Origin of the sequence: Lentzea sp. NPDC092896 (assembly GCF_044754905.1) — a bacterium.
In the GTDB taxonomy this organism is placed as follows: domain Bacteria; phylum Actinomycetota; class Actinomycetes; order Mycobacteriales; family Pseudonocardiaceae; genus Lentzea.
This window is the reverse complement of sequence record NZ_JBIVPX010000008.1, coordinates 243,862-266,101: the sequence shown is the minus strand read 5'-3', so window position 1 is coordinate 266,101 and position 22,240 is coordinate 243,862. Positions and strand designations below refer to the sequence as shown.

The 22,240-nt window shown below is 67.4% G+C and carries 23 protein-coding genes; 6 read left to right on the top strand and 17 right to left on the bottom strand.

The features are described 5' to 3' along the window. Positions 1-7 precede the first annotated feature (7 nt). Positions 8-943, top strand: a complete 936-nt coding sequence (locus ACIQF0_RS33925; protein ID WP_401036419.1) for an asparaginase — start codon at positions 8-10, stop codon at positions 941-943. A 70-nt stretch (positions 944-1,013) separates the two neighbouring features. Here the strand turns inward: ACIQF0_RS33925 and ACIQF0_RS33920 are convergent, their stop codons facing one another. From ACIQF0_RS33920 to ACIQF0_RS33855, 14 genes are all read right to left on the bottom strand, one after another. Continuing rightward, positions 1,014-1,559 carry a hypothetical protein gene (locus ACIQF0_RS33920; protein ID WP_401036416.1) on the bottom strand — a complete coding sequence of 182 codons (546 nt, stop codon included), beginning with the start codon at positions 1,557-1,559 and terminating at the stop codon, positions 1,014-1,016. A 74-nt stretch (positions 1,560-1,633) separates the two neighbouring features. After that, positions 1,634-2,281 (bottom strand): response regulator transcription factor, encoded by a 648-nt coding sequence (locus ACIQF0_RS33915; protein WP_330270649.1) that lies wholly within the window; start codon positions 2,279-2,281, stop codon positions 1,634-1,636. Further along, on the bottom strand, positions 2,278-4,146 hold the full coding sequence (locus tag ACIQF0_RS33910; RefSeq protein WP_401036414.1) for a sensor histidine kinase: 1,869 nt from the start codon (positions 4,144-4,146) through the stop codon (positions 2,278-2,280). The genes ACIQF0_RS33915 and ACIQF0_RS33910 overlap by 4 nt, the downstream gene beginning before the upstream one ends. Before the next feature lie 64 nt (positions 4,147-4,210). Continuing rightward, positions 4,211-4,483 carry a hypothetical protein gene (locus ACIQF0_RS33905; protein ID WP_401036411.1) on the bottom strand — a complete coding sequence of 91 codons (273 nt, stop codon included), beginning with the start codon at positions 4,481-4,483 and terminating at the stop codon, positions 4,211-4,213. Between the two features lie 74 nt (positions 4,484-4,557). Then, complete coding sequence (locus ACIQF0_RS33900) at positions 4,558-5,547, bottom strand: zinc-dependent alcohol dehydrogenase family protein (RefSeq protein ID WP_401036409.1); 990 nt, start codon at positions 5,545-5,547, stop codon at positions 4,558-4,560. Further along, the gene (locus ACIQF0_RS33895; RefSeq protein ID WP_401036406.1) at positions 5,544-6,344 is read right to left on the bottom strand and encodes a carbohydrate ABC transporter permease; all 801 of its coding nucleotides are present in this window, start codon (positions 6,342-6,344) and stop codon (positions 5,544-5,546) included. Before ACIQF0_RS33895 ends, ACIQF0_RS33900 begins: the two co-directional genes overlap by 4 nt. Beyond that, the gene (locus tag ACIQF0_RS33890; protein ID WP_360040043.1) at positions 6,341-7,273 is read right to left on the bottom strand and encodes a sugar ABC transporter permease; all 933 of its coding nucleotides are present in this window, start codon (positions 7,271-7,273) and stop codon (positions 6,341-6,343) included. Before ACIQF0_RS33890 ends, ACIQF0_RS33895 begins: the two co-directional genes overlap by 4 nt. Before the next feature lies 1 nt (position 7,274). Beyond that, positions 7,275-8,621 carry a sugar ABC transporter substrate-binding protein gene (locus ACIQF0_RS33885; protein WP_360040046.1) on the bottom strand — a complete coding sequence of 449 codons (1,347 nt, stop codon included), beginning with the start codon at positions 8,619-8,621 and terminating at the stop codon, positions 7,275-7,277. An 84-nt stretch (positions 8,622-8,705) separates the two neighbouring features. Beyond that, complete coding sequence (locus ACIQF0_RS33880; protein ID WP_030479266.1) at positions 8,706-9,467, bottom strand: DeoR/GlpR family DNA-binding transcription regulator; 762 nt, start codon at positions 9,465-9,467, stop codon at positions 8,706-8,708. A gap of 272 nt (positions 9,468-9,739) precedes the next feature. Next, on the bottom strand, positions 9,740-11,221 hold the full coding sequence (locus tag ACIQF0_RS33875; RefSeq protein WP_401036402.1) for a glycoside hydrolase family 13 protein: 1,482 nt from the start codon (positions 11,219-11,221) through the stop codon (positions 9,740-9,742). Positions 11,222-11,232: 11 nt separating this feature from the next. After that, positions 11,233-12,066: a carbohydrate ABC transporter permease gene (locus ACIQF0_RS33870; protein WP_319978050.1), complete on the bottom strand. Its 834-nt coding sequence runs from the start codon at positions 12,064-12,066 to the stop codon at positions 11,233-11,235. Then, on the bottom strand, positions 12,063-12,920 hold the full coding sequence (locus tag ACIQF0_RS33865) for a sugar ABC transporter permease (RefSeq protein WP_360040055.1): 858 nt from the start codon (positions 12,918-12,920) through the stop codon (positions 12,063-12,065). Before ACIQF0_RS33865 ends, ACIQF0_RS33870 begins: the two co-directional genes overlap by 4 nt. After that, positions 12,921-14,258, bottom strand: coding sequence for an ABC transporter substrate-binding protein (locus tag ACIQF0_RS33860; protein ID WP_401036398.1), 1,338 nt, complete (start codon positions 14,256-14,258; stop codon positions 12,921-12,923). Positions 14,259-14,367: 109 nt separating this feature from the next. Continuing rightward, positions 14,368-15,351, bottom strand: coding sequence for a substrate-binding domain-containing protein (locus ACIQF0_RS33855; RefSeq protein ID WP_360040061.1), 984 nt, complete (start codon positions 15,349-15,351; stop codon positions 14,368-14,370). 121 nt (positions 15,352-15,472) lie between these two features. Between ACIQF0_RS33855 and ACIQF0_RS33850 the strand changes: the two genes are divergently transcribed. After that, positions 15,473-15,622 carry a hypothetical protein gene (locus ACIQF0_RS33850; protein ID WP_401036395.1) on the top strand — a complete coding sequence of 50 codons (150 nt, stop codon included), beginning with the start codon at positions 15,473-15,475 and terminating at the stop codon, positions 15,620-15,622. A 4-nt stretch (positions 15,623-15,626) separates the two neighbouring features. Here the strand turns inward: ACIQF0_RS33850 and ACIQF0_RS33845 are convergent, their stop codons facing one another. After that, positions 15,627-16,757 (bottom strand): hypothetical protein, encoded by a 1,131-nt coding sequence (locus ACIQF0_RS33845; protein ID WP_360040067.1) that lies wholly within the window; start codon positions 16,755-16,757, stop codon positions 15,627-15,629. Between the two features lie 105 nt (positions 16,758-16,862). Further along, complete coding sequence (locus tag ACIQF0_RS33840) at positions 16,863-17,660, bottom strand: FadR/GntR family transcriptional regulator (RefSeq protein WP_401036392.1); 798 nt, start codon at positions 17,658-17,660, stop codon at positions 16,863-16,865. Between the two features lie 157 nt (positions 17,661-17,817). On the opposite strand from ACIQF0_RS33840, the gene ACIQF0_RS33835 reads away from it, so the two are divergent. The 4 genes from ACIQF0_RS33835 (at position 17,818) to ACIQF0_RS33820 (ending at position 21,443) form a co-directional block, all read left to right on the top strand. After that, complete coding sequence (locus tag ACIQF0_RS33835; RefSeq protein WP_360040073.1) at positions 17,818-17,970, top strand: hypothetical protein; 153 nt, start codon at positions 17,818-17,820, stop codon at positions 17,968-17,970. A gap of 211 nt (positions 17,971-18,181) precedes the next feature. After that, complete coding sequence (locus ACIQF0_RS33830; RefSeq protein ID WP_401036388.1) at positions 18,182-19,420, top strand: aKG-HExxH-type peptide beta-hydroxylase; 1,239 nt, start codon at positions 18,182-18,184, stop codon at positions 19,418-19,420. Between the two features lie 414 nt (positions 19,421-19,834). Further along, positions 19,835-20,551, top strand: a complete 717-nt coding sequence (locus ACIQF0_RS33825) for an LPXTG cell wall anchor domain-containing protein (RefSeq protein WP_401036385.1) — start codon at positions 19,835-19,837, stop codon at positions 20,549-20,551. A 184-nt stretch (positions 20,552-20,735) separates the two neighbouring features. Further along, positions 20,736-21,443, top strand: coding sequence for an LPXTG cell wall anchor domain-containing protein (locus ACIQF0_RS33820; RefSeq protein WP_401036382.1), 708 nt, complete (start codon positions 20,736-20,738; stop codon positions 21,441-21,443). On the opposite strand, the gene ACIQF0_RS33815 is transcribed toward ACIQF0_RS33820, so the two are convergent. Further along, positions 21,440-22,234, bottom strand: a complete 795-nt coding sequence (locus ACIQF0_RS33815) for a phosphotransferase family protein (RefSeq protein WP_401036379.1) — start codon at positions 22,232-22,234, stop codon at positions 21,440-21,442. The two genes, ACIQF0_RS33820 and ACIQF0_RS33815, sit on opposite strands and share 4 nt — an antisense overlap. Positions 22,235-22,240 lie beyond the last annotated feature (6 nt).

The window sequence follows — 22,240 nt, the reverse complement described above, 5'->3', positions numbered from 1 at the left end:
TGAGGGCATGAGCTCACAGGTGGCGGTGGCATCGCTCGGCGGCACGATCACGATGACGGGCTCCGGTGCGGTGTCACCGACCCTGGGCGCCAAAGACCTGGTCCAGGGCCTGGAAGTGGGCGAGATCGCCACCCTCGCCACGATCCCCGGCGCCTCGCTCACGTTCACCACGCTGCTGGACGCCTTCGACTGGGCCGACAAGCAGGTTTCCCAAGGCGCGCAAGGCGTCGTGATCATCCAGGGCACCGACACCCTCGAAGAGACCGCGTACTTCTTCGACTGCCTGTGGCCGCACGAGGAACCGATCGTCGTCACCGGCGCGATGCGGCACCCCGGACTCCCCGGCGCGGACGGCCCCGCCAACCTCGCCGCGGCCGTTTCCGTTGCGGCCGCACAGAACTCACGCGGGCGCGGAGCGTTGCTCGTGCTGAACGACGAGATCCACGCCGCCCGCTGGGTCCGCAAGACGCACAGCAGCCTGATGAACGCCTTCACGTCGTTCCCCGGCCCGCTCGGACTCGTCGTCGAAGGCGCGCCGCAGTACTTCCACCCCGCGCACCGCCTGGCGGCGTTGCCACGACCTCTCGAAGCACCAGCGGTTCCGCTCATCGAGGCCACTGTGGACGATGACGGCTCCGTCCTCGACTGGCTCAACGTCAAAGGCGCCGTCGTCGCGGCCGCGGGCGTCGGTCACGTGTCGGCCGGCATGGCCGAAGCCATCTCACGGGCCCAGTTCCCGGTGGTCGTCGCGACGCGGACGGGGGCAGGGACGACGTTCCGCGACACCTACGGCTTCACCGGATCCGAGTCGGACCTGATCCGGCGCGGCGTGGTCATGGCAGGGTGGTTGTGCCCGCGCAAGGCACGCGTGCTGTTGCGGCTCGTGCTCGGCTCGCAGAGTCCGATCGAGGACGTGTTCGCGGCCCGCGGTGGCGTCTTCTGAGCTTGGTGCGGGACACGAAGAACGCGAGCGGTGCGGCACTCGCGTTCTCCCACTGCCTGGCGCGCCCTGATCAACTCGCTCTGACCACCGACGTGTTCGCCGTCTCGACCGTCACCCGGACGGTCTGAGGCGCGAGCGACTGCAGGTACTGCGCGTGGTCCGAGCCGATCGTGTCGCTGAACGCGATGAACGCCAGGCGCGGCAGTTCGAACGCGGTCGTGGCGCAGAACTCCTCCAGGCGGTCGAAGCCGCGCCGGATGCCGGTGGCGTCGAGGCCGAACACGGCGTGCTGGCCGAGCTTGGCGGCACCGATGTCGAGCAGGTGCAACGCGTGCATGGCGTGCGTGAACGCCATCGCGCACACCTCGATGCGCGAGCACGACATCAGCAGCGTCCGCACCATCGACGGGTGCAGCGACTTGCCGGACGTGCGCAGGACCACGTCGATTCCGGCGGCGCGGAACAGTTCGACGATCTCGAACAGGCCGGGGACTCCCAGCGGTTCCCCGCCTCCCAGCGTGACGGTCTCGGGGCGCATCGAGATGAGCGCCTGTGCGATGTGCAGCATTCGGTCGTGGCTGAGCCGCGCGTGTGCGACGTCCCAGGTGATGTCCATGCGAATCGGGCCCCCTTCGGCGGATACGCCGATCCAAACGAGGGACCAGTCCCGTCGTCAGGTGACCGGTGTCCCTAGTGGGAGGGACTTCCGAGCCCGGCCTCACGGGCGCGGACGATCGCCTGCGCGCGATCGGCCACCTGGAGCTTGGTGAAGATCGCGGAGACCCGGTTGCGCACGGTCTTGCCCGACAGGCTGAGCTTGTAGGCGATCGAGGGGTTGTCGAGCCCGGACGCCATCAGCTCCAGCACGTCCCGTTCGCGGTCGGTGAGCTGCGGGAACAGCACCGCCTTGGACGAGGAGATCGCGGTGAAGTAGCCCATCATGCGCTGGGCGATGGTGGCGCTGAAGATCGCCTCGCCGGCTCCTATCGCCTGCACCGCGCGCACGATCTCGTCGTCGTCCGTCGTCTTGACCAGGTAGCCCCGCGCACCGGCCTTCATCGCCGCGAACACGAGTTCGTCGTCCTCGTGCATGGTCAGCACGAGGACGCCGATGTCCGGCAACACCTCACGGATCTGCTTCGCGGCCTCGACGCCACCCAGCACGGGCATGTGCAGGTCCATCACGACGACGTCGGGCTCAAGATCCAGGACGACCTTCACGGCCTCCTGGCCGTCGGCGGCGTCGCCGACGACTTCGAGGCCGTCCTCGCCGTCCAGCAACGCTTTCAGGCCGCGCCGGAACACGGGGTGGTCGTCTGCGATCACAACCCGGGTCACTGGGCCTCCAACGGGATCCGCGCCACCACCCGAGTGCCGTGTGGTTCCGCGGGTCCTACTGTGCACGATCCACCCAGCTCCGCGCACCGTTCGCGCATCGAGTCGAGGCCCACTCCCGGCTTGGAATCGGCGGCGACGCCGCGGCCGTCGTCCACGATCTCGACGATCAGGTCGCCATCGGCCCGCACCGTGATCACGCACGTCGACGCGCCCGAGTGGCGTGCGGTGTTGGTCAGCGCCTCCGCGACGATCCGGTAGGCCGCGACCTCCACGGCCGCGGACAGCCCGTCGATCTCCTCGGCCTCCACCTGAACCCGCAGGTCGCCGTTGAAGCGCGCGGCCTCGTCGCGCACGGCCAGGGCCAGGCCCTGGTCGAGGATCGGCGGCCGCAGCCCGTCCACGAGGCTGCGCACCTCGCCGGCCGTCGAGTCGACGTCGCCCAGCACCGGGTCCAGCACGTCGCCCAGCGAGCGGCGCAACGCCTTGAGCTGCAACCGGATCCCGACCAGCGCCGGTCCGACGCCGTCGTGCAGGTCGCGCCGCAACCGCAGCCGTTCCTCCTCGCGGGCCCGCACCAGCCGTTCGCGGGCGAGCTGCAGATCGGCGGTCAGCTTGATCGACTGCGCGGCCGGGGCGGTGGAGCGGGCGAGGTCGACGAGCAGGCTCAGTTCCTGATCGCTCAGCCGTTCGTCCGGCGCCCGCGGCTCCACGACGAGATCACCGACGACAGAACCCCGATAAGTCATGGGAAAGCGCAGCTGCGGCCATCCGCGACTACGTCCGTGCTCGGCCAGCACCGACCCGCCGCGAATCGCCACGTACGGCAGCTTCAACGACTCCGCGACGGTCTGCGCGACCGTCGGCAGCACGTCCTGCGACCGTTCGAGCTTCTCGCTCAACGTGGACAGCGCCGCGTAAGGATCCGAGCGCTGGCCGTACAGCCACTGGTCGAGCTTGCGCTGCACCCAGCTGCGAATCGGCGCGAACGCGAGCCCCGCCGCGACCACGCCGATGACCTCGGCGTCGTTCGTGAACAGCTCGCCCGCGCCGACCATCACACCCAGGTAGACGAGCAGCAGCACCACGGTCAACGTGCCGTAGAGCAACGACCGGTGGATCAGCAGGCTGATGTCGTACAGGCCGTACCGCACGATCGCGATGACCGCGGCGGCCGGAAACGCCAGCACACCGACGATCCACGCGATGTGCCCGTCCGTCGTCTCCACGACCGTCGCCACACCGGCCAGCGTCAGCAACGCGAACGCCCAGACGAGCAACCGGCGTTCGTCCCCTTCAGCCCTCCGCCACCGCAGAGCCAAGGACACCACGGCCGCCAGCACGGAGACCCCGGCCGCGAGCACGGCGACCAGCGTGAGCGTCTTCGCGAGCCCGCCGCCGCTGCTCTGCCAGAACGAGGCGGGATCGCCCCACGACGCCCAGGCGATCCCGACCGTGCCGGCGACAGCGCTGAACAACGACGCGCCGATGGCGATCCACCAGCGGTTGCTCAGCGGCTTGCCGTTCGGGAAGACCAGTGCCACCGCGGGCAACAACGCGTACGTGGGCCACCAGACCCACGCCTCGACCCATCGGGCGGGATGGTCCGCGGGCTGACCGGCGACCGCGATGGCGACACCGCCGAACACGCCCATGGCCAGCAGCAGCCACCCGACGGACGACCTGCGGACGTGGCCGATCACCCGCACCCCGAGCAGGGTGCAGGCGAACGCGACCAGCCAGTTCCGCGGATGCGAGACCGCGCCGGTGACCGCTGTGTGCACGACGGCGTAGAGCACACAGGCGGCCACCAACGCGCCGATGACCCGGGCGAGTGTGACCTCGCGCCGAGCTAGTGCGCTGGTCACGATCCCCACCGCGATGCACCCGTCTGACCAGCGAAAGACGCGGCGGGGGTTGGTGACCAGCGCACTAGTCGCTGAGCCAGTGCCACAGGTTGTGGAACGGAGAACCGGCGTCGAGGGTGGTGAGCCCACCCGGCCAGCCCTGGAACGTCATGATCCGCTGGCGAAGCTCTTCGACCGTCACCGGCTTGGCCGGCTGGTGAGCGTGGTCGAAGTCGACGTCCCCAGGCGGCGCGTTCATCGCGCGCGCCTGAAGCTCCGCGTACCAGGCGAGGAGCTCTTCGTCGGACATGTGCGAGAAGTACGGCGGTACTTCCACGTTCTGCCGGGGTTTCGACATGCCTGGAAGGAGTCATGGGCACTCGTCTGGATACACGAGTGCCCACGAACTTCTGAGAACTTTCTCGGATCAGCTCACGGCAGGACCTGGATCTTGCGGCCCTTACCCGCCTTGAACTGGTCCAACGCCCCCGCGTAGTCGGCCAGCGGCACCCTGTCACTGATGAAGATCTCGGGGTCGAGTACTCCGGTCGCGAACAGATCTGCCGCCCGTTCGAACGAGTGCAGCACCGCCATCGAGCCGGTGATGGTGATCTCCTGGTTGTAGATCTTGTACGGCTCAATGGTCACGCGGGCCGAGTAGTCCGAGACGCCGAACTGGAGGAACGTGCCGCCCTTGGCGACCCGCCCGATCCCGTCCTGGATGGCCTTCTCGTTGCCGGTGGCGTCGATGACGACGTCCCAGCCCTGCGGCCGGTCCAGCTCGTCCGCGTTCGCCGCGACCGCCGTGACGCCGAGCTGGCGGGCCGTTTCGAGGCGTTCCGCGTTCAGGTCCACGACCTCGATCGACGACGCGCCGGTCAGCTTGCCAAGCTGCAGCATCATCAGGCCCATCGTGCCCGAGCCGTAGATCAGCACCCGCGACGCCATCTGCGACCGCAGCACGTCGTAGCCGCGCACCGCGCACGACAGCGGCTCGATCAGCGCCGCGTCCTCGGTCCGCACGTGGTCCGGCAGCTTCACGCAGTTCGCCACCGGGGCCTTCGCGAACTCCGCCGCGCCACCGGACGTCGTGACGCCGATGGCCGCCCAGCGCTCGCAGAGGTTGTTCTTGCCGGAACGGCACATCCGGCACTCGTAGCAGTAGAGCGACGGGTCGACGGCCACGCGGTCGCCGACCTTCAGCTCGTTCACCTGCGAACCGATCTCGACGATCGTGCCGGCGAACTCGTGGCCCGGCACGACCGGCAGGGTGGGAGCGAACTCGCCCTGCAGGATGTGCAGGTCCGTGCCGCACAACCCGCAGGCCGCCACGTCGACGACCACTTCGCGGGGACCGCAGGTGGGATCGTCCACAGTGGTCACTTCGACGGACCCGACGCCGGTGATCACTGCTGCTTTCACTTGACTGCTCCCAACGAGAGGCCCTGGACGAGCTTGTCCTGAGCGGCGAACCCGGCGATGAGCACCGGCAGAGAGACCACGACCGCCGCGGCGCAGACCTTGGCCAGGAAGAGGCCCTGCGACGTGACGAACCCGGTCAGGTACACGGGAGCGGTACCGGCGACGACACCGGTGAGCACCCGTGCGAAGAGCAGCTCGTTCCAGCTGAAGATGAAGCAGATCAACGCCGTCGCCGCGATGCCGGGCATCGCGATCGGTGCCACCACCCGGCGCAGGGTCGTGATCAGCCCGGCGCCGTCGATCGAGGCCGCCTCGAGGATCTCCTTGGGGACCTCGGCGAGGAACGACCTCATGAGCCACACCGCGATCGGCAGGTTCATCGAGCAGTACAGCAGCGTGAGGAACGAGATGTTGTCGAGCATCCCGGAGAACTGCGCGATCAGGTAGATCGGCAGCAGCGCCGCGACGACCGGCATCATCTTGGTGGACAGGAAGAAGAACAGGACGTCCGTCCACTTCTCCACCGGCTTGATCGACAACGCGTACGCGGCCGGGATCGCCAGCAGCAGCACGATGATCGTCGATCCGATCGAGGCGCTGAACGAGTTGATCAGCGGCGGCCACGCACCGGCGTTGAAGAACTCCTCGTAGCCGTCGAGCGTCAGCGGCGCCGCGATGGACGGCGGGTTCGTCGCCGCGTCCGACTCGCTGTGCAGCGAGGTCAGGAACATCCAGGCCACCGGCGCGAAGAACACGATGCCGGCGAACCAGGCGAGCACGCCCCAAATGCGGTTCATCGCTTCTCCTCCTTGAACAGCGAGGACACCGTGCGCAGCGCGAACGTCGCGATCAGGATCGACCCCGCCACCACGATGACGCCGGCTGCGGAGGCCTCGCCGTACTCGTGGGCCTGGTAGAAGGTCTGGTAGATCATGTACGGCAGGTTCGCCGTGCCCAGACCGCCCGACGTGATCGTGAAGACCGCGTCGAAGTTCTGCACGATGTAGATCGACCCGAGCAGCCCGCCGAGCTCCAGGTACTGGCGCAGGTGCGGGAACGTCAGGTACCGGAAGATCTGGAACGACGACGCGCCGTCGATCGTGGCCGCCTCGACGGGTTCGATCGGCTTGGACTGCAGGCCCGCCAGCAGGATCAGCATCATGAACGGCGTCCACTGCCACACCAGCGACAGCACGACGGCGCTCATCGGCATGGTGGAGATCCAGTCCGGCTGGGCGTCGAAGCCCAGCCAGTTCAGGATTCCGTTGAACAGGCCGTACTCCGGGTTGTAGAGCACGTGCTTCCAGATCAGCGCCGCCGCCACCGGGACCACGAGGAACGGCGCGATGAGCATGGTGCGCACGAACCCGCGGCCCTTGAACTTCTTGTCCAGCAACAACGCCAGCCCGAGTCCGAGGATCAGGCTGATCAGCACCACCGACGCGGTGAGCACGATCGTGTTGACGACCGAGGACCGCAGATCGGGGTCGGTGAAGACGTTGACGTAGTTGTCGAAGCCCGCGAACCCGCGGCTGTTCGGGTCGAGCGAGTTCCACTTCATGAACGAGATGACCAGCGTCGCCACGAACGGCAGCTGCGTCACGATGATCAGGAAGATGAGCGCGGGCAGCAGAGGTGCCCGCCTCGTCCACTTCGAGTAGTTCCTGCGGGGGACGGGGGGCGGCCGGTCGACGACCGACCGCTCCTCTCGCGTCAGGACCGCCATGTCACTGCCCCTTGTACTTCGCTGCGACCTTCTCGGCGAGCCCCTGACCGTTGTTCAGCGCGTCGTCCACGGACGTCGCACCCGCGATGGCGGAGCTGATCTGCTGCGACACCTGGGTTCCCAGGTCGGTGAACTCGGGGATGCCCACGAACTGGATGCCGGGGGCCGGACGCGGCTGCAGACCGGGGTCGTTCGGCTTCGCGCCCTTGATCGCGGCCTCGGCGGCCGCGGCGAACGAACCGGACGACTGCTTGTACTCGGCGCGCTGGTAGGTCGAGGAACGCTTGCCGTCAGGCAGCTTGGACCAGCCGAGGTTCTTGCCGACGAGCTCCTCGTAACCCTTGCCGGACGCCCACGAGATGAACTTCCAGGCGTTGTCCTGCTTCTTCGACGCCTTCTGGATGCCGAACGCCCAGGTGTAGAGCCAGCTCGAGGTGTCGGTCTTCACGACCGGCGCCTGGGTGAAGCCGAGCTTGCCCTTGATGGGGGAGTCGTCGGCTTCGAGCAGGCCGGCGGCGACCGTGGCGTCGTACCACATCGCGACCTTGCCCTGCGTCATGTTGTTGAGGCACTCGGCGAACCCGGCCTGCGGAGCGCCCGCCTCACCGTGGTTGCGGACGAGGTCCACGTAGAACTTGGTGGCCTCCTTGAACTCCGGCGCGTTGACCTGCGCCTGCCAGTCCTTGGTGAACCACGTGCCGCCGAAGGTGTTCACGACGGTCGTGAGCGGCGCCATGACCTGGCCCCAGCCCGGCTGGCCGCGCAGGCAGATGCCGCGGACCTCGGGCGTGGCGACCTTCGCGGCGGCGTCGGCGACCTGCTGCCAGGTCGGCTTGTCGGGCAGCGAGACGCCCTTGGCCTCGAAGATGTCCTTGCGGTACATGAGGAACGACGACTCGCCGTAGAACGGCTGCGCGTAGACCTTGCCGTCGGCCGCGGTCAGCGACTGCCTGATCGGCTCCAGGATGTCGGCCTGGTCGAACCCGCTGTCCTTGGACACGAAGTCGTCCATCGGCGCGAGCCAGCCGTTCTTGGCGTACATCGGCGTCTCGTAGTTGGAGATCGTCGCGACGTCGTACTGGCCGGCCTGGCTGGAGAAGTCCTGGCTGATCTTGTCGCGGACGTCGTTCTCCGGCAGCACGGTGAAGTTCACCTTGATGCCCGTGTCCTTCGTGAAGTTGTCCGCGGTGAGCTTCTGCAGGTCCTGCATCTGCGGGTTGTTCACCATCAGGACGTTCACCGAGTTCTCACCACCACCCCCGCCACCGGCACCCGAACAGGCGGACGCGAGCAGCAACACGGCGGTGGCGGCCCCGAATGTGCGAAGTGGTGTGCGAATCGACGGCATCGTCGGTTCCTTTCAAGGGTTTTTGGGCGCGTCAAACAGAGGGGGGATGCACCCAAAGGTGGGGGCGTTCAGTGCCCGAAATGATCAGGCGCGGATGACCTTGGGGCCTAGCAACGTGTAGCGGTGGGCCTCGTGGGCGGACAGGCCGCTGTCCGTGACGACCGCCTCCAGATCGGAGACCTCGGCGAACCGGTGGAAGCTGGAGACGCCGAACTTCGTGTGCGTCCCGACGAAGATCTTGCGCCGGGAAGCGCTGAGCGCCTTGGCCTTCACCGCGCCGACCGCCGGGTCCGGGGTGGTCAGGCCGTGCTCGCGGGAGATGCCGTTCGCGCCGATGTAGGCGAGGTCGATGACCATCTCGCCGAGCATCCTGGTGGTCCAGTGGTCCACAGTGGCCAGTGTGTGGCCCCTGACGCGACCGCCCAGCAGCAGGACGGTGCACGACGGGTGCTCGGACATCGCCGCCGCGGTCGGCAGCGACGCGGTGATGATCGTGAGCGGGTTGGTCGTGGGCAACGCCTCCGCGACGAGTTGTGGCGTGTAGCCCTCGTCGATGAAGACGGTCTCGGCGTCGTCGAGCCGTTCGGCGGCGGCCTTCGCGATGCGGCGCTTCTCCGGGACGTGCGACCCGGCGCGGAACCGGAGTCCTGTCTCGAAGCCGGCGCTCTCGACGGGGACACCGCCACCGTGCGTGCGGCGCACGAGGCCGTGTTCGTCCAGTACGCGCAGGTCACGCCGGACCGTTTCGGGCGCGACGTGCAGTTCCTGCGCCATCTCCACCACGTCGACGCGGCCGTCGGCGCGGGCCCTGGCCAGGATGCGCCGCTTGCGTTCTTCGGCTCGCATGTCACCTGCCCACTCGGCTCTTGGGTTGCCCGTTCGGGCCGTGCATAGATGAAACACCCTCGAAACATTGTGGTGGGTGCCACAACTGGGTGAGATCCTGCCCGATTTATGCCCGGCTTGCAGTGTGTAACGGTCTGTTCACGCAGGTCGAGCAGAGCGGGCACGCCCGAATCCGGTCGGCTCTGTGCCCGTATTGCCCCCATGTGGGCAAAATAAAGGAGCGGTTGTGGTCACAGTTCGACCACAACCGCTCAATGGTTCTCAGTTCGTTCCTAGCTCAGCCAGGCCGCCGCGTCGGGCGGCAGCTGGCCGTTCGTCAGCGGGATGCTTGACAACGTTGGCACGCTCGGCAGATCGATCGGCTCGTCCGACAGGTTGACGACGCACGTGTGGTCGCCGCGCTTGAACGCCAGCACGTTCTCGCCGAGGTCGAGCCACTCCAGGTCGCCGTCGATGCCGCGGCGCTGCGCGAACACCTGGCGGTACAGGGCGAGCATCGATTCAGGGTCGTCGGACTGGACCGCGACCGAGAAGTCCTGCCAGTTCCCCGGCTGCGGCAACCAGCTCGGGCCGTCCTCAGTGGACCAGGGGAGCGGCACGCGGCAGCCGTCGCGGCCCCGGTCGGTGAAGCCGGAGCGGTGCCACACCGGGTCCTCGCGCAGCTCGTCCGGCAGGTCCTCGACCTCCCAGAGACCGAGTTCCTCGCCCTGGTAGACGTACACGCCACCGGGCAGCGCGGCCGTCAGCATGATCGCCGCACGAGCGCGGCGGGTGCCCAGTTCGAAGTCGGTCGGGGCGCCGTGCTGCCTGTCCGCGAAGGAGAATCCGGTCTTCTCGCGGCCGTAGCGGGTCACGTGCCTCGTGACGTCGTGGTTGGAGAGCACCCAGGTCGGTGGTGCGCCAACGGGTTCGTGCGCGGCGAGCGTGCTGTCGACGACCTTGCGCAGTTCGTCGGCGTTCCACGGGCAGCAGAGGAAGTCGAAGTTGAACGCGCTGTGCATCTCGTCCTGGCGGAGATAGCGGGCGAACCGGACCGGGTCCGGCAGCCACATCTCGCCGACGAGGATGCGGTCGCCGTCGTACTCGTCGACGATCTGCCGCCACCTGCGGTAGATCTCGTGCACGCCGTCCTGGTCGGAGTAGGGGAGATCCGCGTCGGGCTTGCTGAAGTCCTTGACCAGGCCGTCCGCCACGTCGATGCGGAAGCCGTCGACACCGCGGTCGAGCCAGAACCGCAGGATGTCCTCGAACTCGTCGTGGACGACCGGGTTCTCCCAGTTGAAGTCCGGCTGCTCGGCGGCGTAGAGGTGCAGGTACCAGCGGCCGTCCTCGAGCTTGCTCCAGGCGGGGCCGCCGAAGCGCGACTGCCAGTCGTTCGGGATCTCCTCGGTGTCACGGACGTGGAAGCGGTCCCACAGGCCGTCCTTGAACCACGGGTGCTGGTCGCTGCTGTGGTTCGGGACGAGGTCGATGATGATCCGGATGCCGAGTCCGTGCGCGTCCGCGATGAGCTTCTCGGCGTCGGCGAGCGATCCGAACACCGGCTCGATGTCGCGGTAGTCCGCCACGTCGTAGCCGCCGTCGGCCAGTGGGCTCGGGTACCACGGGTTCAGCCAGATCGCGTCGAAGCCGAGGCTCGCGATGTGCTGGAGCTTGGCGCGGAGGCCGGCCAGGTCGCCGATGCCGTCTCCGTTGCCGTCCGCGAAGCTGCGCAGGTAGACCTGGTAGATGGATGCGTTGCGCCACCAACTCATCTGGTGTCCTTTCAGCCTTTTACGCCGCCCGCGGTGAGCCCCGCGAGGATGTGCCGCTGGAACGCCAGGAACAGCGCCACCATCGGCAGGCTCGCCAGCACGAGGCCCGCGAGCAGGAGGTTGATCGGGGTGTCCGGAGCGAAGCGTTGAAGCGCGACGCTGAGCGTCTGCTTCGCCGGATCGGGGAACACGAGCAGCGGCCAGATGAAGTCCTTCCACGCCGCCACGACCGCGAAGATCGAGACGACGGCGAGGATGGGGCGAGAGATCGGCAGCACGATGCGGACGAGGGTCGTCCACGTGCCCGCGCCGTCGATCCTGGCCGCTTCGAGGAGCTCTTCCGGGATCTGGTCGAAGAAGCGCTTGAGCAGGTACACGTTCAGCGCGTTCGCCGCGGCCGGCAACCAGATGCCCGCCGGGTTGTTCAGCAGATCGAGGTCGGTCAGCGTGAGGTACACGGGGACCAGCACGGCCGTCGACGGCAGCATCAGCGTCGCCAGCATCAGGCCCATGATCGCGTTGCCGAAGATCGGGCGGAGCTTGCTGAGCGCGTAGGCCGCGGGCACGATCACGGCCATCTGCACGGCCCACGCGCCGATCGCGACTACGAACGTGTTGAGGAAGAACCGGCCGAGGTCCATGTAGTTCCAGGCGTCGACGTACGCGCCCGGCTCCCAGGTCTCCGGCAGGATCGTCGGCGGTTGCTGCGCCAGTTCCGCCGGCGGTTTGAACGCGCCGATCAGCACCCAGACCAGCGGGAGCAGGAACGCCGCGGTGAACAGGACCAGCGTGCCGGCGAGAACGATCCAGTACGCCGGACCCGTTCCCCTGGTGAGAGTCCTCATGCGTCGGCCTTCCGGGTGATCTTGAGGTACAGGAAGGAGAAGACGCCCAGCACCGCGAAGAGGATGAGGCTCAGCGCGCTCGCGGTGCCGAAGTCGTTGTAGTAGAAGGCGTAGCGGTACAGCAGCAGGAGCACGGTGACCGTGGACTCCTCCGGGCCACCGCCGGTCATGATGAACGGCTCGGTGAAGATCTGCATCGTCGCCACGACCTGGAGCAGCAACAGCATCAGGATCACGAACTTGGTCTGCGGGATCGTGACGTGCCAGACCTTCCTGACGATGCCCGCGCCGTCCAGGTCGGCGGCCTCGTACAGCTCACCGGGGATGGTCTGCAGCGCGGCCAGGTAGATCAGCGTGGCCGAGCCCATGTTCGCCCAGGTGATCACCAGGACGAGGCTGATCATGCTGGTGCTCGCGGAGTCGAGCCATTGTGACGTCGGGAGCCCGAGGCCTCGCAGGATCGAGTTGAACAGGCCGGGGCCCGGGTCGTAGAACCACTTCCACAACAGGGCCGTGACGACCGGCGGCAACATCACCGGCAGGTAGACCAGCAACCGGAAGTAACCCTTGGCGTGCCGCAGTTCGTTGAGCACCACGGCCGTCAGGAACGGGACGCCGAAACCCAGGACCAGCGCCAGAAGCGTGAAGTACAGCGTGTTGCGCCACGCCACCCCGAACAGCGGGTCCGCGAAGAGTCGCTCGAAGTTCTCCCAGCCCACCCAGTCGGGACTCGTGACGAAGTTGACCTGCTGGAAGCTCAGGACCACCCCGCGCACGATGGGGTACCAGGAGAACACCGCGAAGACGACCAGCGCGGCACTCAGGAAGCCGTACGCGGTGACGTGGCGCCGCACTTACTTCACCTGCGCCAGAACGGCGTTGACCTTGGTCTCGGCGTCCTTGAGCAGTGCCGAGTGGTCAGCGTCCTTGTTCGTCAGCACGGCCTGCACGACGGTGTCGAGAATCGCGTAGACCTGCTGCGCCTGCGGCGGTTCGAGCGAGCCCTTGGTGGACTCCGAACCGTCCACATAGGCCTGGAAGTTCTTCACCGGCATGGTGGCGTACTTGGCCTTCAGGTCTTCCTGCTGCTTGCGCGGGTCACCGGTCCAGATGTCCGCGATCGGCGGGATCGGCAGTCCGACGGGCTGACCGCGGTCCTTGTACTTCTGCAGGTTGCTCTCGAGGCGGTCCGGGTTCAGGTACTTCCACTGGATCCACTTCAGGCCCGCCTTGATCTTCTCCGGCGTCGCCTTCGGGTTGATCATGTAACCCTCGCCGCCGAGCAGGGTGCCCTTCTGCTCCGGGATCGCGGCCAGGCCGTAGTCGTCGTACTTGCCCTTGAACTGGTTGACGATCGCGGCGACGTTGTCCGGCGCGGCCAGGTACATGCCGAGCTGCCCGGCGCCCATCATGTTCTGCACGTCGCCGATCTCCAGGAGCTGCTTCTCGCCCATGGAGTTGTCGTCCCAGCGCATCTCCTTGAGCCTGCGCAGGACTTCCTTGCCCTTGTCGTTGTTGAAGTCGGCCTTGTAGGTGTCGCCGTCCTTGCGGGCGATGTCACCACCGACGGACTTCATCCAGGTGGTGAAGTGCCAGCCACCCTGGTTGCTCTTGCTGTACTCGGCGAACCCGGTGACACCGGCGTCCTTGAGCTTCTTGGCGGCGGCGCGAACCTCGTCCCACGTCTTCGGCGGGGAGTCGGGGTTCAGGCCGGCCTTGGTGAAGTTGGTGCGGCTGTAGAGCAGACCCATCGTGTAGTTCGCGGTGGGCAGCCCGTAGACCTTGCCGCCGACCGTGAAGACGTCCTTCAGCTCCTGCTTGAGGTCGCCGTAGTGCGGGACGTCCTTGACGTAGTCCGTGAGATCGGCGGCCTGTTTGCGGGCGATGAGCGCCGCGGGATCGGTGAAGTAGACGTAGAAGACGTCTTCGAGCTGACCGCCGGCGAGCTTGGCGGAGAACGTCTTCGGGTCCATGAATCCCTCGTGCGGCACGAGGTCGATGTCCGGGTTCTTGCTCTCGAACTCCGCGACGTCCTCGTCGAAGACCTTGCGGTCGAACGCCTGAGTCTGCGGCGGCTGACCATTGATGTTGATCGTGACCTTGCCGCCGGGCTCAGTCGTGGAACCGCTCCCACAGGCGGCGGTGCTCAGAACGAGGACACCGCCTAGCAGCACGGCAGCGGACTTCTTCATGGTGGGGCCGCCCTTCTCGCGAGCGCGTCGATGTGACGGCGACCATAAGTCCCCGTTACATCTGAACGCAATATCCAGACGAAAACTCGCAAGAAGACGACTGTGCTCGTTACCTCACCGGCGCACTGGACGCCCGCACCACCAACTCCGGCTCGAACAGCAACTCGTCCGGCGCCACCGCGTTGCCGGAGATCTGGTTGGCCAGCAGCTCGACGGCCGCCCGCCCCATCGCCTCAATGGGCTGCCGCACCGTCGTGAGGGGCGGATCGGTGCAGGTCATGAACGCCGAATCGTCGTACCCGATGATCGACACGTCCTTGGGCACGTCCAGCCCGGCCCGCCGGACGGCCCTGATGGCGCCGAGTGCGAGCGGGTCGCTGGCGCAGATGATCGCCGTGACCCCGCGCTGCACGAGCTTCATCGCCGCGGCCTGCCCGCCCTCGAGGCTGAACATCGCGTGCTCGACATCCGCGCCACCGCACTTGTCGATGGCCTGCATCTTCCGCTGACTGGGCACGTGGTCCGGCGGCCCGAGCACCGCCCCGATCCGCTTGTGCCCGAGCGACGTGAGGTGCCCGTACGCCTGCTCGACGGCCACCGCGTCGTCACACGACACCCGTGGGAACGCCAGGTCGTCTATGGCGGCGTTGACCAGCACCGCAGGCAGCTTCCGCGCCATCATCTGCTGGTAGTGACCGTGACTCGCGTCCTTCTGCGCGTACAGCCCGCCCGCGAACACGATCCCGCTGACGTGCTGCTCGAGGAGGAGCTCCAAGTACTCCGCCTCCGTCACCCCGCCGGCCGTCCGCGTGCACAGCACGGGCGTGAAGCCCCTTTGCGCCAGCGCGTTCCCGACCACGTCCGCGAACGCGGGGAAGATCGGGTTCTGCAGCTCGGGCAACACCAGCCCGACCAGCCGCGCCCGTTCGCCCCGCAGCTGCGTGGGCCGCTCGTAACCCAGCACGTCAAGTGCCGTCAGCACCGCACTCCGCGTGGCGTCCGAGACCCCCGGCTTGCCGTTCAGCACCCGGCTGACGGTGGCCTCGCTGACCCCGACCTTGGCCGCGACCTCGGCCAGCCTCCGTTGCGTCATGGCGCAAGTGTACGCAATTTCTTGCGCTCGCTTGCAGCACCACGCTCACCCTCCTGGCAGGCGCCCGCCGGGGCACGTCGTGGCTAGGCTCGGATGCCATCCGCAGGCGAGGGAGACCGAGATGGCCACCGACCCGCTCAAGCCCGTCCCCGTGCCCGTTCCGCAGGAGCCGAAGGACACCTGCTGGCCGCAGAACCCGGTGCGCGGAGTCGACTGGTTCCGACGCATGCCGACGGGCGGCGGCACGGTCTACGTGCGGCCGGCGGACTGAACGGTCAGCCGCGGGCTTCGCGCCACAGCAGCGCGACGCCGTGGCCCGGCAGCATCCACGACCGCACGTCCAGGTCCCCGAGCTCGTCCGCGCGCAGCCACTGCGCCGCCTCGGTGCCGGACCGGAACGTGAACGGCATGATCCGGAACTCGTGGCCGGGGGAGTGGTCGACCGCGAGCTCGGTCGCGTCGAAGCTGATCGTGTCCACATAGGACGGATACGGCGACTGCCAGTACGCGAAGCCGTCGTTGGTGCGCTGCAGCGAACGTGACGACACGGTCAGGCCCAGGATCGCGCGCACGACGTGGTCGTCGGCGATGCCGCTGAGGTCGCACTCCAGGATGCGCAGGTCGCTCATGTGGTCCAGCGGGCTGAGCTTGGGGAGCGGGGCCATCGCCTCGCGGAAGAACGTCAGGTAGTTCGCCCACTGGTCGAACCTGACCTCGATCGGCGGGATCTGGCTCGGCTCGGCCGAGCGGCTCTGACCGTCGTGGTCGAGGTAGTCGATGGTGATCTTGGTCGAGTCGCGGATGTCGTCGACCGAGTCGAGGAACAGCGACGCGTCCGGCATGAAGTAGAGCTCGAACAGGGGATAGCGGCAGGCGGCGCTGATCGTGTCGCGCAGGGTGGCGTTGCTGGTGGCGAAGATGACGAACCTGTCGACCGGGACGCTGTGCCGGAAGTGGTGGGTCTGCGTCGTGGTCAGGTGGTAGGTCTTGGTGTCGACGCCCTGCAACGCGAGCCGGACCGTGGTGCGGGTGCTGATCGTCAGGTCGTCGCCCTTGGGGCGCATGCCGTTGCCGCCGAGCACGCCCGACACCACGTCGTCGTTGCGCTGGCCGGTGCCGTAGATCCTGGACAGGAACGCCTTGAGCACCTCGCTCGGCAGCAGGTGCTCGACGATACCGGGGCCGGAGATGCGGCCGAGTTCGCTCACCAGCCGCTGGTGCAGGAACAGTTCGTAGGTGCCCAGCAGGAAACCCGCCAGCGCCGGCAACGGCCACAGCACGACCAGCACGTCGTGCAGCACGCTGCGTGAGGCGGGTTGCCACAGCAGGACGGCGGTCAGGTCGACGGCCGCGACGACGACCAGAAGGATCGCGACGGCGAGCGCTTGCCTGTGCCTGCGCGCCATCGCCACCTGGTCGCCGCCCCCTCACTCCACCGGTTGTCCATACATGGTGGGAGTGAAGGGGGATCAGCGCCAGACCCTTTCGGTCCTTGTCGTATCAGCAACGCCTCAGCGCGGCTTGCCCCAGATGGGGTTGTCCGACACCCCGACGTAGGTGCTCAGCGACGCCCGCGGCTGGGTGTCGTCGGCGGCCACGTCGTTGTACAGCCCGAGCAGGTGGGTGGTCATCGCGCTCTTCGCGCCCACCTCGTCGTGCCGGCGGAGGAACCAGATCACCTGTTCGTGCTCGTTCGCTGAACGGTTGTGCACCTCGCGGGACGGATGCGCGTGCCGTTTGCAGTCCTGCAGACCGGGCACGAGCACCTGGTACGTCTGCTCCAGCAACTCGTTGTGCGACGCGCGGATCAGCGCCGAGTGGAACTCCTCGTCCGACTCGATCACCTCCTGCATGTCGTCGATCGGCGCGCGCTGGTAACGGCGGTTGAGCTTGGCCAGTTCGTCCAGCTCACCGTCACCGGCGCGCACCGCGGCGAGCGACGCGGCGGTGGTCTCCAGCGCGATCCGCACTTCCAGCAGGTCGGTGTGGGAGAACTGCCGCGCGGCGAGCCTGCCCTCGAGGTGCTCCTCGACGGCGGCGAGATCGGTGCGGCGGACGTACCAGCCCAGGCCACGACGGACCTCGACGATGCCCTGCAGCTGCAGTCGCTGCAGCGCTGTACGCAACGACGACCGGGCGACATCCAGTTTGCGGGCCAGTTCCGGTTCGGTGGGGAGGCGGTCGCCGGCCTTGAGCGTGCCGCCGATGATCTGCTCCCGGAGCTTCTGCTCGATGAGTTCCGGGAGGGGCCGTCGCGAATCAGGCGAGAGCGACCAGCTCTCGCCGAAATGGACGTCGTCGGCGGGCATTGGTCCAGGGTAGGCCTGTTGCCTGTCGGTTGCAACTTGTCTGGCAACCTGGCGACCGTTGACAGACAACCTACAACGCGGGACCCTGAATATCAGGCGAGACGCCCAGGACCGCCCACACCTGGGAGCACGGGCTCGCTAGTCGGGAGGGAACGAGATGTCCACAGGGAGTGCACTCGGAATCGCCGGAGCCGTCGCAGTCGCCGTCACCGCCATCGGATGGCGCACCGTGCTCACGATGGTCGCTGTCTCGATCATCGCGCTTGCCGTCGTCGGCTTCGTGAACGTCACCAGCATCATGTTCAGCTGATGAGCAGACCAACCTGAAACGTGCCCCGGACGTGTCTCCCACAGGACGCGGCCGGGGCACCGGCATTTTGTAGGGACATCCAATGTGTTCTGCATGGTCGCGCTTGCTCTACAGTTGCGCCGCATCAGGGCCGCGCTGATGTGGCGGGGCCATGACTCCACGGCGTCGGGGGACGTGAGTTACGGGGTCTTCGCTGATGGGTTCGCCCACCGTGAGCACGCATGTGGTGCATGCGGCGCTGGTTCCTGCGCCCGTTCTGGTGGACGAGAGACGCACCCTGTACCGCCTCGCGGCCGAGATGTTCGCGCCCGGGACGGAGTTGTCCGACAACCTCGCGGATCACCCGATCGTCCGATACGAGATCGGCAGGGCGCTCGCCGGCCACGGTGGTGTGGATCCCGCGGAGCTGACTCGGGTCGCCTCGATGAAGGTGCGTGACGTCGGCGTGCTGGTGGCTTCGGACCCGGCCGCGGCCGAGGTGCTCGAAGCGCCGTTGCGCATCGTCGCCCCGCCCGGAGTGCGTCCGGAGCCGCTGACCGAAGCGGATGGCGAACGGTTCGAGCGTGCACTGGCGATCGTGGCGGAAGGTGTCCTGCTGCTGGGCAAGTTCGCGCCGGACATGGCGGAGGACCTCCTCGCCCACGTCTCGATGCTCGCGGTGCTCAAGCGGGAGACCTCTGGCGGGCTCGTGTCGGCGTCGTCGCGGTACGTCCCCGGCATCGTGTTGATCGACGAACCCGTCCTTCCGATGGACGTGGCCGAAGCGCTGGTTCACGAAGGCGCGCACGAAAAGTTCTTCGACCTCGCCATCGCGAAAGAATTTCTTGACGTGAACGCTGAGGACGCGGATTATTTCGAGACTTCGTGGTCGCACGTACGATGGCCACTGGAACAGACCTTCGCGGCTTGGCACGCCTACAGCTGCCTCGCGCAGTTCACCTTGTCGATTGGTGCCGAACAATGCGGCGCCGACTCATTGCTGGCGAAAGCGAGCGGCCGTGCCGGCGAGATCGGCACGTGGTTGCTCGCCCACGAGAACGACCTGTGCGCGGACGCGCGCCGGCTCCTTCACGCCCTGATGGGCGGCTCGGTTGAACTCAGTGGTGAGGCTGTTGCGCGGTCCCAAGTGGACGGTGTCACACTATCCCCTGAGATTTCGCAGGACCTCCACTTCCACCTGCTCCCGGACGTGCGTTACAAACGCGCGGCCTCAGGTCGAATGGTGGCGGGTAGGGCATCACAACCGCCCCAGATGTTCTGGCTCGACGATGATGCGAGCTGGACTCTGGACCAGTGGCGTAACGATAGGGCGGCGAAAACGTTCGGGTGGATGATCACCCGAGCCGTCGAGGAATGGCAGGTCGACGCCGCTGTGGCGGCTGTTCGGCTTCGAACGGCACTCGATTCACTGCAGAGCTCTTCGATCGTCGGGTCGCCCGAAGCACATTGAATACGTCTCCCGAGTAAGCCTCCCGAGAAGGAACAATGACCTCCCCGAACCAGCCTTCACGCCTGCCGCAGTTCCCGCAGAACGCCGGCATGCCTGTCGCTCACCCCGTGCCAGGGGTGGGCCCGGTGATCGGTCAGCCGGTCACCCCCGTTCAGTGGTTCAGGCGTATGCCTACCGGGGGAACGGTCTACGTGAAGCCCGCAGAGGGCTCGCAGAGCTGATCTTCGCGTTGATCTTCGAACGCCGCACGGGACCGCAATCCGGCCCCCGTGCGGCGTTCGGTCGTTTGGGGATACGGCCTCACGGAGGGATAACAACTCGGCCACAAGGGCGAAGTCCTTCGTCATCTGGACCGTTCGGGGGACGTCGATCGTCTTAGATCGCCGCATCCGCCAACCCCCACGGAGCAACCCGATGCGTCTGACGCCTCTGAGAAGATCCGGCCTGCTCGGCGCCACCGCCTTGGCTGCCCTGGCCACCCTCGCCCTGGTGACCACCGCGTTCGCCCAGCCTGACAAGCCGGCTCCGACGTCCGGTGACAGCCGCGCGGTCGCGTACGCGGGCAACGTCGACATCAGCCACAAGGACGCCTGCACCGTCGGCGGGCTGACCGGCACCCCGATCGCGCCCGGCGAGTTCACCTTCACCGGCGGTGTCGACCAGCAGGACGTGGACATCACCGCCGCCCCCGCGGGCGTGACGGTCACCGGTGTCGTGGTCAAGGGCGCAGATGCCTACAACGTCTACCTCGCCGACAAGCTCGGCTCGCTGCCGTGGAACGACCTGCGGTCGCCGGACAAGAACGGCAAGGCTCCGGCCATCAGCCACTGGTACGGCTGCGGCATCAAGGACACGACCACCACCACGAACACGACGACTTCCACGACGACCTCCACGTCGACGGTCACGCACTCGTCCCCGAGCTCGACCACGAGCACCACGACGACCACCACCTCCTCTGGTGAGGTCACGCCGACCACGACCACGACGGTCGTGCCCGTGCCTGTCGCCAACGAGGACGACCTGGCCTCCACCGGATTCGGGTCCGCCTGGCTGCTCGGCCTCGGTGCCGCGCTCGTCGCCGCTGGTGCCGCTGTGCTGCTCGTGATGCGCAGGCGTCGCGCCCAGTAGCACCCACGTCCGAAAAGCCGCCCCGCCGTAGATCTCCACGGTGGGGCGGCTTTCGTTTGGGGTTGCACCTCACGGAGCAGTAACAACTCGGCCACAGGGGTCACTGTTGATCGTCATGTAACCCGATTGGGGGACGTCGATCGTCTTAGATCGCGGCATCCGCCGAGCCCCACGGAGTGACCCGATGCGTTTGACGTTCCCGCGAAGATCCGGCCTGCTCGTTTCGGGAGCCCTGGCCGGGGTGGCCTCGCTGGTGCTGGCGACCAGCGCGTTGGCCGACGGGGTGAGCACCGATGACCCGCGTGCGCAGCCCTTTCTTCAGTTCGTCGACTTCAACCACCCCGAGGCCTGCACCGCGGGCGGGCTGACCGGGACGCCGATCCACCCCACCAAGTTCACCTACACCGGTGGTGACAACCAGCAGAACCTGGACATCACCGCTCTGCCGGCGGACTTCAAGGTGACGGGCATGGTCGTGCGGGCTGGGGACGTGTTCAACGTCTACCTCGCCGGCAAGCTCGGTGAGGCGTTGCCGTGGAAGGGGCTGCGGGCCCCGGTCCTGGGCGACTCGACCCTGCCGGAGATCGGCGAGTGGTTCGGGTGCGGTGTGGCCGTCGAGAAGCCTCCGGTCACGACGACGACCACCACCACGACCACGACGACGACTGCGAAGACCTCGACTCAGTCCCCGACGTCGACCACCGCCCCGACGTCGTCCGCGGAAGTGGTCGTGCCCACGACCACGACCACCGAGGTGCCGGTCGCCCAGGTCGCTCAGACCGGTGGACTGGCGGCCACCGGGTTCGGGTCCGCGTGGCTGCTCGGCCTTGGTACCGCGCTCGTGGCCGCCGGTGGTGCCGTGCTGCTCGTGATGCGCAGGCGGAAGGCCTAGGAATTCTCCATCAGCAGGCCCCAGAGCGTGCCGAAGAGGATTCGCACCTCTAGTTGGAACTCCACGTCCGAAGTAGCCGCCCCGCCGCCGTAGACGTCCACGGCGCGTTGGGCGGCTTCTTTGCCTCTGGCGCCTGCCAGGCAGGCCAGGTCCCAGCCGATCGGGCCGCGCCAGGTGTCCTCGAAGTCGTTCCAGACCGGGCCCGCCGGGGTCATCAGCAGGTTGCCGTAGTGCGAGTCGCCGTGCAGCGGCTGGACGTCGTTGTAGTGCGCGTCCCACTCGGACAGGAGTTCGGCGCGGCGGGAGCGGAACTGGTCCAGGTCCGGCACGCCCAGGCCGTCGAGGTAGGTCAGGGTGTTGTCCACGTCGTCGATCGGGCCGCGCGTGGGCAGAGCACCGTCGTAGTGGCGAAGTTCGGCGTGCAGTTCGGGCAGGAGCTTGAGCACCTCAGGGCGGGTCAGCTCGGCCGAGGGGTCGTGCGGGACGTACGTGCTGAACGTGAACACGAAGCCATCGCGCGTGTGAGGTCCGGGAGGAAGCTCGTCGGAAGGCGTCACGACCGGTACGCCGCGTGAGGCCAGGAACGCCGAGATCGACAGGTCGCGCGCGAAGTGGTCACGGACGGTGGGACGGACCAGGGCCGTGCGTGCGGCGATTCGAGCCACGACCGGGGCCGGGCGCAGGTGCACGATGACGTTGCTGCCGTCCTGCAGCACGACCGGATCGACGGAGACCACGCCGTGTGAGGCCGCCGACGACACTGCGGCTTGTACGGCTCCTGAAGTGCTCACGGCTAG

Bases quoted from the DNA above. Each gene is read 5' to 3' on its own strand.
- ACIQF0_RS33835 (WP_360040073.1), top strand. From the start codon at position 17,818: ATGTCCACAGGGAGTGCACTCGGAATCGCCGGAGCCGTCGCAGTCGCC.
- ACIQF0_RS33860 (WP_401036398.1), bottom strand. From the start codon at position 14,258: ATGAAGAAGTCCGCTGCCGTGCTGCTAGGCGGTGTCCTCGTTCTGAGC.
- ACIQF0_RS33850 (WP_401036395.1), top strand. From the start codon at position 15,473: ATGGCCACCGACCCGCTCAAGCCCGTCCCCGTGCCCGTTCCGCAGGAG.
- ACIQF0_RS33845 (WP_360040067.1), bottom strand. From the start codon at position 16,757: ATGGCGCGCAGGCACAGGCAAGCGCTCGCCGTCGCGATCCTTCTGGTC.
- ACIQF0_RS33855 (WP_360040061.1), bottom strand. From the start codon at position 15,351: ATGACGCAACGGAGGCTGGCCGAGGTCGCGGCCAAGGTCGGGGTCAGC.
- ACIQF0_RS33840 (WP_401036392.1), bottom strand. From the start codon at position 17,660: ATGCCCGCCGACGACGTCCATTTCGGCGAGAGCTGGTCGCTCTCGCCT.
- ACIQF0_RS33905 (WP_401036411.1), bottom strand. From the start codon at position 4,483: ATGTCGAAACCCCGGCAGAACGTGGAAGTACCGCCGTACTTCTCGCAC.
- ACIQF0_RS33880 (WP_030479266.1), bottom strand. From the start codon at position 9,467: ATGCGAGCCGAAGAACGCAAGCGGCGCATCCTGGCCAGGGCCCGCGCC.
- ACIQF0_RS33895 (WP_401036406.1), bottom strand. From the start codon at position 6,344: ATGAACCGCATTTGGGGCGTGCTCGCCTGGTTCGCCGGCATCGTGTTC.
- ACIQF0_RS33870 (WP_319978050.1), bottom strand. From the start codon at position 12,066: ATGAGGACTCTCACCAGGGGAACGGGTCCGGCGTACTGGATCGTTCTC.
- ACIQF0_RS33875 (WP_401036402.1), bottom strand. From the start codon at position 11,221: ATGAGTTGGTGGCGCAACGCATCCATCTACCAGGTCTACCTGCGCAGC.
- ACIQF0_RS33885 (WP_360040046.1), bottom strand. From the start codon at position 8,621: ATGCCGTCGATTCGCACACCACTTCGCACATTCGGGGCCGCCACCGCC.
- ACIQF0_RS33920 (WP_401036416.1), bottom strand. From the start codon at position 1,559: ATGGACATCACCTGGGACGTCGCACACGCGCGGCTCAGCCACGACCGA.
- ACIQF0_RS33820 (WP_401036382.1), top strand. From the start codon at position 20,736: ATGCGTTTGACGTTCCCGCGAAGATCCGGCCTGCTCGTTTCGGGAGCC.
- ACIQF0_RS33890 (WP_360040043.1), bottom strand. From the start codon at position 7,273: ATGGCGGTCCTGACGCGAGAGGAGCGGTCGGTCGTCGACCGGCCGCCC.
- ACIQF0_RS33925 (WP_401036419.1), top strand. From the start codon at position 8: ATGAGCTCACAGGTGGCGGTGGCATCGCTCGGCGGCACGATCACGATG.
- ACIQF0_RS33825 (WP_401036385.1), top strand. From the start codon at position 19,835: ATGCGTCTGACGCCTCTGAGAAGATCCGGCCTGCTCGGCGCCACCGCC.